This is a genomic window from Butyrivibrio sp. NC2007 (assembly GCF_000421405.1).
Taxonomy (GTDB): domain Bacteria; phylum Bacillota; class Clostridia; order Lachnospirales; family Lachnospiraceae; genus Butyrivibrio.
Genome location: NZ_ATWY01000031.1, coordinates 21,124 through 27,740, shown reverse-complemented (window position 1 = coordinate 27,740; position 6,617 = coordinate 21,124). Strand labels below are relative to the sequence as shown.

8 protein-coding genes are annotated in these 6,617 nt (G+C 45.8%); all 8 read right to left on the bottom strand.

The features are described from left to right. Positions 1 to 429: 429 nt before the first annotated feature. Genes G632_RS0117230 through pyrE form a run of 8 tightly spaced genes read right to left on the bottom strand, consistent with a single transcriptional unit; the run spans position 430 to position 6,616 of the window. Positions 430 to 1,872, bottom strand: coding sequence for an SH3 domain-containing protein (locus tag G632_RS0117230; RefSeq protein WP_022770776.1), 1,443 nt, complete (start codon positions 1,870 to 1,872; stop codon positions 430 to 432). Between the two features lie 3 nt (positions 1,873 to 1,875). Beyond that, on the bottom strand, positions 1,876 to 3,153 hold the full coding sequence (purD, locus tag G632_RS0117225; RefSeq protein WP_022770775.1) for a phosphoribosylamine--glycine ligase: 1,278 nt from the start codon (positions 3,151 to 3,153) through the stop codon (positions 1,876 to 1,878). Beyond that, on the bottom strand, positions 3,153 to 3,797 hold the full coding sequence (gene purN / locus G632_RS0117220; RefSeq protein WP_022770774.1) for a phosphoribosylglycinamide formyltransferase: 645 nt from the start codon (positions 3,795 to 3,797) through the stop codon (positions 3,153 to 3,155). Before purN ends, purD begins: the two co-directional genes overlap by 1 nt. A gap of 13 nt (positions 3,798 to 3,810) precedes the next feature. Then, positions 3,811 to 4,836 carry a phosphoribosylformylglycinamidine cyclo-ligase gene (purM, locus tag G632_RS0117215; RefSeq protein WP_026512678.1) on the bottom strand — a complete coding sequence of 342 codons (1,026 nt, stop codon included), beginning with the start codon at positions 4,834 to 4,836 and terminating at the stop codon, positions 3,811 to 3,813. 27 nt (positions 4,837 to 4,863) lie between these two features. Further along, complete coding sequence (purE, locus tag G632_RS0117210) at positions 4,864 to 5,364, bottom strand: 5-(carboxyamino)imidazole ribonucleotide mutase (protein ID WP_022770772.1); 501 nt, start codon at positions 5,362 to 5,364, stop codon at positions 4,864 to 4,866. A 55-nt stretch (positions 5,365 to 5,419) separates the two neighbouring features. Continuing rightward, positions 5,420 to 5,770: a DUF6142 family protein gene (locus G632_RS0117205; RefSeq protein ID WP_022770771.1), complete on the bottom strand. Its 351-nt coding sequence runs from the start codon at positions 5,768 to 5,770 to the stop codon at positions 5,420 to 5,422. Between the two features lies 1 nt (position 5,771). Then, the gene (locus G632_RS22220) at positions 5,772 to 5,924 is read right to left on the bottom strand and encodes a hypothetical protein (protein WP_022770770.1); all 153 of its coding nucleotides are present in this window, start codon (positions 5,922 to 5,924) and stop codon (positions 5,772 to 5,774) included. A 14-nt stretch (positions 5,925 to 5,938) separates the two neighbouring features. Next, on the bottom strand, positions 5,939 to 6,616 hold the full coding sequence (gene pyrE, locus G632_RS0117195; protein ID WP_022770769.1) for an orotate phosphoribosyltransferase: 678 nt from the start codon (positions 6,614 to 6,616) through the stop codon (positions 5,939 to 5,941). Position 6,617 lies beyond the last annotated feature (1 nt).

Below are 6,617 nucleotides of genomic sequence, written 5' to 3'. Positions count from 1 at the left end.
CCATAAAACAAAGCTTGAGAAAAGGTTTTGTGCAAGCTTTTTACCTGTCAATCTGCCACAAGCCTTCCTCCCTGCCATAAATTTCAGCCCGGAACAGTACCTTGTGCAAGCTTTTACCTGTCAATCTGCCAACACCCTTCCTCCTGCCATAAATCGCGCTCCTCCTCAATCCCCATATCCCAAGCCCCGCTTACAGACCGTAATGTTTATATATGCGCCGAAGTCCGGAGGCAGTACGCTGGGCGCTGCCCCTCAAGTGCCCGGGCAGCTCTGGACTTTGGCGTATATATAAACTACAATGCACGCACAGCGGGGCTATCAGGATATCAGCTATATCACCGTCTTCTCACCTCAGCCGCAAGGCGCAAAAAGACCCTCCGCACCAGCGGAGGGTCTTTTATTCAGCAGACAGATCATCTGTCGCATTATTTACTTATCATCGTCAAGATCAAGGAACTCAAACTCGAAGTCGTCATCATCGCCGATGAAGTTCTTTGTCTTACGTCTTGGAGCTTCTTCTCTTCTGGGCTCATCTGCCTCAGGTCTTGAAGGTCTTCTTACGGGACGCTCCTCAGCCTCTTCTCTTGCAGGTCTTCTTACAGGTCTCTCCTCGGCTGTTCTTCTTGCCGGGCGCTCCTCATCATACTCAGCTGCCTGTCTTCTTGGTCTTACAGGACGTTCCTCAGCATCTTCTTCTCTTGCGGGTCTTCTTGTAGGTCTTGCTGTAGCTTCTTCCCTGTTTGGTCTTACTGTTCTCTCTTCAGCTGTAGCTCTTCTTGCAGGTCTGCGCTCTTCCTCGTCATCTTCCTCACGAGCTCTTCTTCTGGAAGACTGTGAATAACGATCGTACTCTTCCTCTTCTTCATCCTCATAGTAGAGAGAATCACGAAGCTTAAGTGCGAGAAGGATAAGTCCTACTACAAGTGCTGCGATAACAACTGCAAGGATGATAAGGATTGTCTTGTAGTTGTTGTTTGTCTTAACGAGCTTGTTAACCTCATCACTGCTCTTAGCTGCATCGATGAGTTCATTTACCTTAACTCTGTAGCCTTCAACGTTGTCATAGAGGTACCAAACTGAACCATTCTCACCGTCCTCAAGATATACAAGTGAGTAATGTCCGTCACCTGCATCATTTGATGCTGCAGGCTGTGAGCCCTCTTCTGACTGGCCTTCCTCAGTTCCTTCAGGGTTCTCACCCTCTACTGCTTCAGGAGTTTCGCCCTCAGCACCTTCTGGGTTCTCTGCAGGAGCATCAGCGTTTACCTCTAAGAGATCGCTTCTGATAAAGCCTGTCTTGTTGCTGCTTCCGAAGGTTACCTGATACCAGGTCTTGTTATCTGAGCCTGTTGCCTCGCCGGTAATGGTTACTGTATCGCCCTTTGTAACCTTACCAACTGAGTTGTAAGCTGTTCCTGCACCCTCACGGACATTAACGCTGTCCTGTGTGATGGTTGCAGTCTTTGTATCTGTTGCAGTTACTGTTGTTGCAGGAAGTGAAGCTGCAGCAGCATTGTTCTGTGTAGTATTTGTTGTAGTAGTGGTTGTAGCCTTAGCTGATGAATCACCGGACTTCTTGATAAGGTCGCTTCTTACATAGCCCTTATCCGTCTTGTTTACACGGATCTTGTACCATACATATCCGGAAGCATCCGTAGCCTCATCGATGATCTCAACTGTGTCTCCCTCTCTAAGGCTTGAAATCTGGGAAGCAGTTGTGCTTGCCTCAGATCTTACCTTAACATTTGAGGTTGCAACTGTTCCTGTAGTCTCTGTGTAGGCAAGTGCCTGAACACCCATTGATACGAACATTGTCGCTGATAATATGGCTGAAAGCCCAAGCGACATAAGTCTCTTTCCTAGTCTTTTCATTTTTTACTCCTCCATTTCATCAATCGCCTTACCAATGTCATGACGCATGTATTTATTCTCAAAGTCTACCCACTCTGTAGCCTCATAAGCCTTCTTACGGGCTTCTGAGAGAGTGTCCCCTTTAGCTGTTATGCCAAGTACTCTACCGCCATTTGTAACAATGCCTTCGGCTGTCTTTTTTGTTCCTGCATGGAAACAGTAATATCCATCCTTCCCCTTAAAGTTCTCAAGTCCCTTGATGAGCTTGCCCTTCTCGTAGCTAAGTGGATATCCGTCACTTGCAAGGACAACACATACTGCTGCCTTGTCCTCAAACTCAAGGTCAAGGTCTTCCAGTGTTCCGTCTATGCAGGCATTACAAACATCTATTATATCAGTTTTAAGTCTCGGAAGCACTACCTGAGCTTCCGGATCTCCAAATCTTGCGTTATACTCTAAAACCTTAGGTCCATCCTCTGTCAGCATAAGTCCGAAGAAGATAACTCCCTTGAACTCTCTGCCCTCTTTGGCCATGGCTTCAACTGTCCTGCCATAGATATTCTCGCGGCAGAACTTGTCAATTTCCTCTGTGTAGAAGGGGCTTGGTGAGAAGTTACCCATTCCACCTGTGTTAAGACCTGTGTCCCCATCGCCGGCTCTCTTGTGATCCTGGGCACTGCTCATGAGTTTATAGGTCTTACCATCCACAAAAGACAGTACAGAAACCTCTCTGCCTGTCATGAATTCTTCGATGACCATGTGATTTCCTGCATCTCCGAATTTCTTATCCTGCATTATCTCTTTAACGCCGGCCTTTGCTTCCTCAAGGTCCTGGCAGATGAGAACGCCTTTTCCAAGAGCAAGACCATCGGCCTTAAGAACAATCGGGAACTTGGCACTCTCAAGATATTTAAGAGCATCCTCCGCATTATCAAAGGTCTCATAAGCTGCGGTAGGAATGTTATATTTCTTCATAAGGTCCTTGGAAAAAGCTTTGCTTCCCTCAAGGATAGCTGCATTCTTGCGAGGTCCGAATACCCTTAGTCCCTCAGCCTCAAATGCATCTACAATACCGCCAACCAGCGGATCATCCATTCCGACAATGGTAAGATCGATCTCTTTTTCCTTAGCAAAAGAAGTGAGCTTATCAAATTCCATTGGAGTGATGGGCACACACTCTGCAAGCTCTGCTATTCCACCGTTACCCGGTGCGCAGTAGATCTTGTCCACCTTGGCTGATCTTGAAACCGCCTCGGCAATTGCATGTTCACGTCCACCTCCGCCAACAATCAAAACTTTCATCAGAAAACTGTCTCCTCTTCATACCCTTCTATAAATACTTTGTTTCCCCTGATCTGAACCTTATTATTGGCGATCAGATCAATCGCCATGGGAAGTATCTTCCACTCAGCCTGTTCCATGATACGCTTCTGAAGAGCTTCCGGTGTATCGTCCTGTCTGATCATGACAGGTTTCTGTAAAATGATAGGTCCTGTATCTGTGCCTTCATCCACAAAGTGAACCGTCGCTCCCGATACTCTTACACCTCTCTCCAGAGCCTTCTCATGAACCTTAAGGCCATAGTAGCCTGTTCCGCAGAAGGATGGTATCAGTGAAGGATGAATGTTTATGATCCTTCCCTCAAATTCCCTGACAACAATATCCGGAATTACAACAAGGCATCCTGCCAGTACTACCAGGTCAGGAGCAGCATCTTTCAGAATCTGTAAAAGAGCTTTGTTAAAGTCCTCTCTGTTTTCGAATTCCTTAGGGCTCTTGCATACACTCTTTATCCCTGCCTTCTTAGCTCTCTCAAGAGCATAAGCATTTGGATTGTTGCTGTATACAAGGCAAATCTCAGTATTGGTAATGGTTTTATTCTCTATAGCATCTATAATAGCCTGAAGATTAGTACCGCCCCCAGACACCAGAACTGCAATTTTCATTGGCTTCTTCCTCTTAAACCAGCTCTGCACACTTATCGCCGCTCTCACAGGAGCCTACGATCCATGCCTTCTCTCCGGAAGCCTCAATAGCCTTCAGAGCAGCCTCTGCGTCATTCTTATCAACAGCAAGGACCATTCCAAGTCCCATGTTGAAAGTGTTGTACATCATCTTCTCATCGATTCCGCCCTTCTTCTGCATAAGAGTGAAGATAGGCGGGATATCGTAACTGTCTTTTTTAACAACTGCCTTGATACCATCGGGAAGCATTCTCGGAATATTCTCATAGAATCCGCCTCCGGTGATATGTGAGCAGCCCTTAACCTTAACACCTGAAGTCTTAAGGGACTTCATCATCTTTACATATATTCTTGTGGGTGTAAGAAGGCACTCGCCAAGTGTCTGTCCAAGTTCATCCACGTAAGTCTCAAGGTTTTCTTTGGTCATGTCAAAGACCTTGCGGACCAGTGAAAATCCGTTTGAGTGAACGCCGCTGCTTGCAACGCCGATAAGTACATCTCCGGCCTTGATGCTGCTGCCGTCTATCATGTCTTTTCTGTCTACAACGCCTACAGTAAATCCTGCTACGTCGTACTCATCCTCCGGCATAAGTCCCGGATGCTCAGCTGTCTCGCCACCGATAAGTGCACATTCAGACTGCTTGCAGCCCTCAGCAACACCCTTAACGATTGCAGCTATCTTCTCCGGAATGTTTCTTCCGCAGGCAATATAGTCAAGGAAGAATAATGGCTCGCCGCCTGCGCAGGCAACATCGTTAACACACATTGCTACGGCATCAATTCCGATAGTGTCATGTTTGTCCAGAAGAAATGCCAGCTTGATCTTGGTGCCGACACCGTCTGTTCCGGATAAAAGAACCGGATCCTCCATGTCCTTGATCGCAGCCATGGAAAAGGCTCCTGAAAATCCTCCAAGTCCGCCTAATACCTCGGGCCTGTTTGTCTGTTTAACATAATCCTTGATAAGTTCAACGGACTTGTAGCCCGCTTCAATGTCTACCCCAGCTGATTTGTAATCCAGTGCCATCATTCACTCCTCATATTCAAATTAATAATTTTTGTATCCAACTTCCTGCAGTCTCTTGTCCTTCTCAACAACCGCATCCTTAAGGGAAGCTGAGTAGTCTTTGAGCCTGCCCAAAAGCTCATCATCAGATGTTGCCAGAATCTTAGCAGCAAGCAGTCCTGCATTTGCTCCGCCATTAATAGCAACAGTTGCAACAGGAATACCCGAAGGCATCTGAACTATGCTGTACAAAGAATCTCTTCCTCCAAGGGAAGTGGTGTGCATAGGTATTCCGATAACAGGCATCGGAAAGATTGCAGCGCACATACCCGGCAGATGAGCTGCCATACCTGCTCCTGCAATGATAACTTTAAAGCCCTTTTCCTCAGCGGTCTTGGCATACTCAAAGAACTCATCAGGCTCTCTGTGCGCTGAAATGATGCGCATCTCATAAGAAACACCGAGCTTGTCAAGAACCTCTGCTGCCTTACTCATTACGGGCATATCTGAATCGCTGCCCATTACAATTCCTACTTTTGGCATTGTATCCTCCTATATCTAGTCACACGTATCATACCATAATACTAAATATTGTGCACTACAAAAAGCTCAAAATTAACAAAAAAACAACAAATATGATTGATATCAGATTCAGTATTATTCCCAGATTGGGAAACAATTTAAAGATATCTCGTTCAAATCTTGACATTATTCCGAGAACAATTCCCACAACAGAAAAAATGGCCGCAACTAAAGCCGCTGCGGCGTATCTGATCTGCGCCTGGCCTCCGTCCCTGTATGTAAATACAACGGCAAAAGCCAGTGTTGTAACCGATATACATCCCAAGATTGCGGACATTACGCCCTTCTCGGGATGTCTGTTATCGGTAAACATATAACGGTCTCTGACCGGTTCAAATTTTTTGATGCGAAACTTAAACTTTTTCATATCAGAAAATGATCTTCTTCCTTGATCCAAGGAGCTTGGCTCCACTGATGATAAGAAGAACTCCTGTTGCAAGTCCTACTGTGATAGAGATGATTCCAAAGGCAATATTAAGAGCCCCTGATCCTCCCAAAACCTTATATACATGCTCGTCCATAAAAAGCCTCCTGATTATTTAGCGCCGTATTCAGCGTAGTATTCGTCAATCTGTTTCTTAATGTCTTTTGTTAAAAGAACTTCTCCATCAATCGGTCTGTTGTAGAGATATTCAACAACATCGGACATGTTAACAATAGCATGAGCGCCAAAACCATATCTTTCCTTGATCTCATCAAGAGCACTCATGTCTGAGTCCTGTCCCTTTTCCTGTCTGTTTAAGGAAACCATAAGACCAACTATATCACAGTCAGCCTGAGCCTGGATGATGGGAACCGTCTCCTCGATGGACTTACCTGATGTTGTAACATCCTCGATGATCAGGACTCTGTCGCCGTCACGAAGCTTTGATCCAAGAAGGATACCCTTATCGCCGTGGTCCTTGATCTCTTTTCTGTTAGAACAGTATCTGATCTCTCTTCCGTAGAGCTCGCTGATAGCAACGCTTGTAGCTACAGCAAGCGGAATTCCCTTATAAGCAGGTCCGAACAGTACATCAAACTCAAGACCATAGGTGTCATGGATTGCTCTTGCATAGTACTCGCCAAGCTTACGAAGCTGAGCGCCTGTTACATATGCTCCGGCATTCATGAAAAATGGTGACTTTCTTCCGCTCTTAAGTGTGAAATCCCCAAACTTAAGGACATTGCTGTCCACCATAAACTCGATAAATTCTTCCTTGTACCTCTCCATA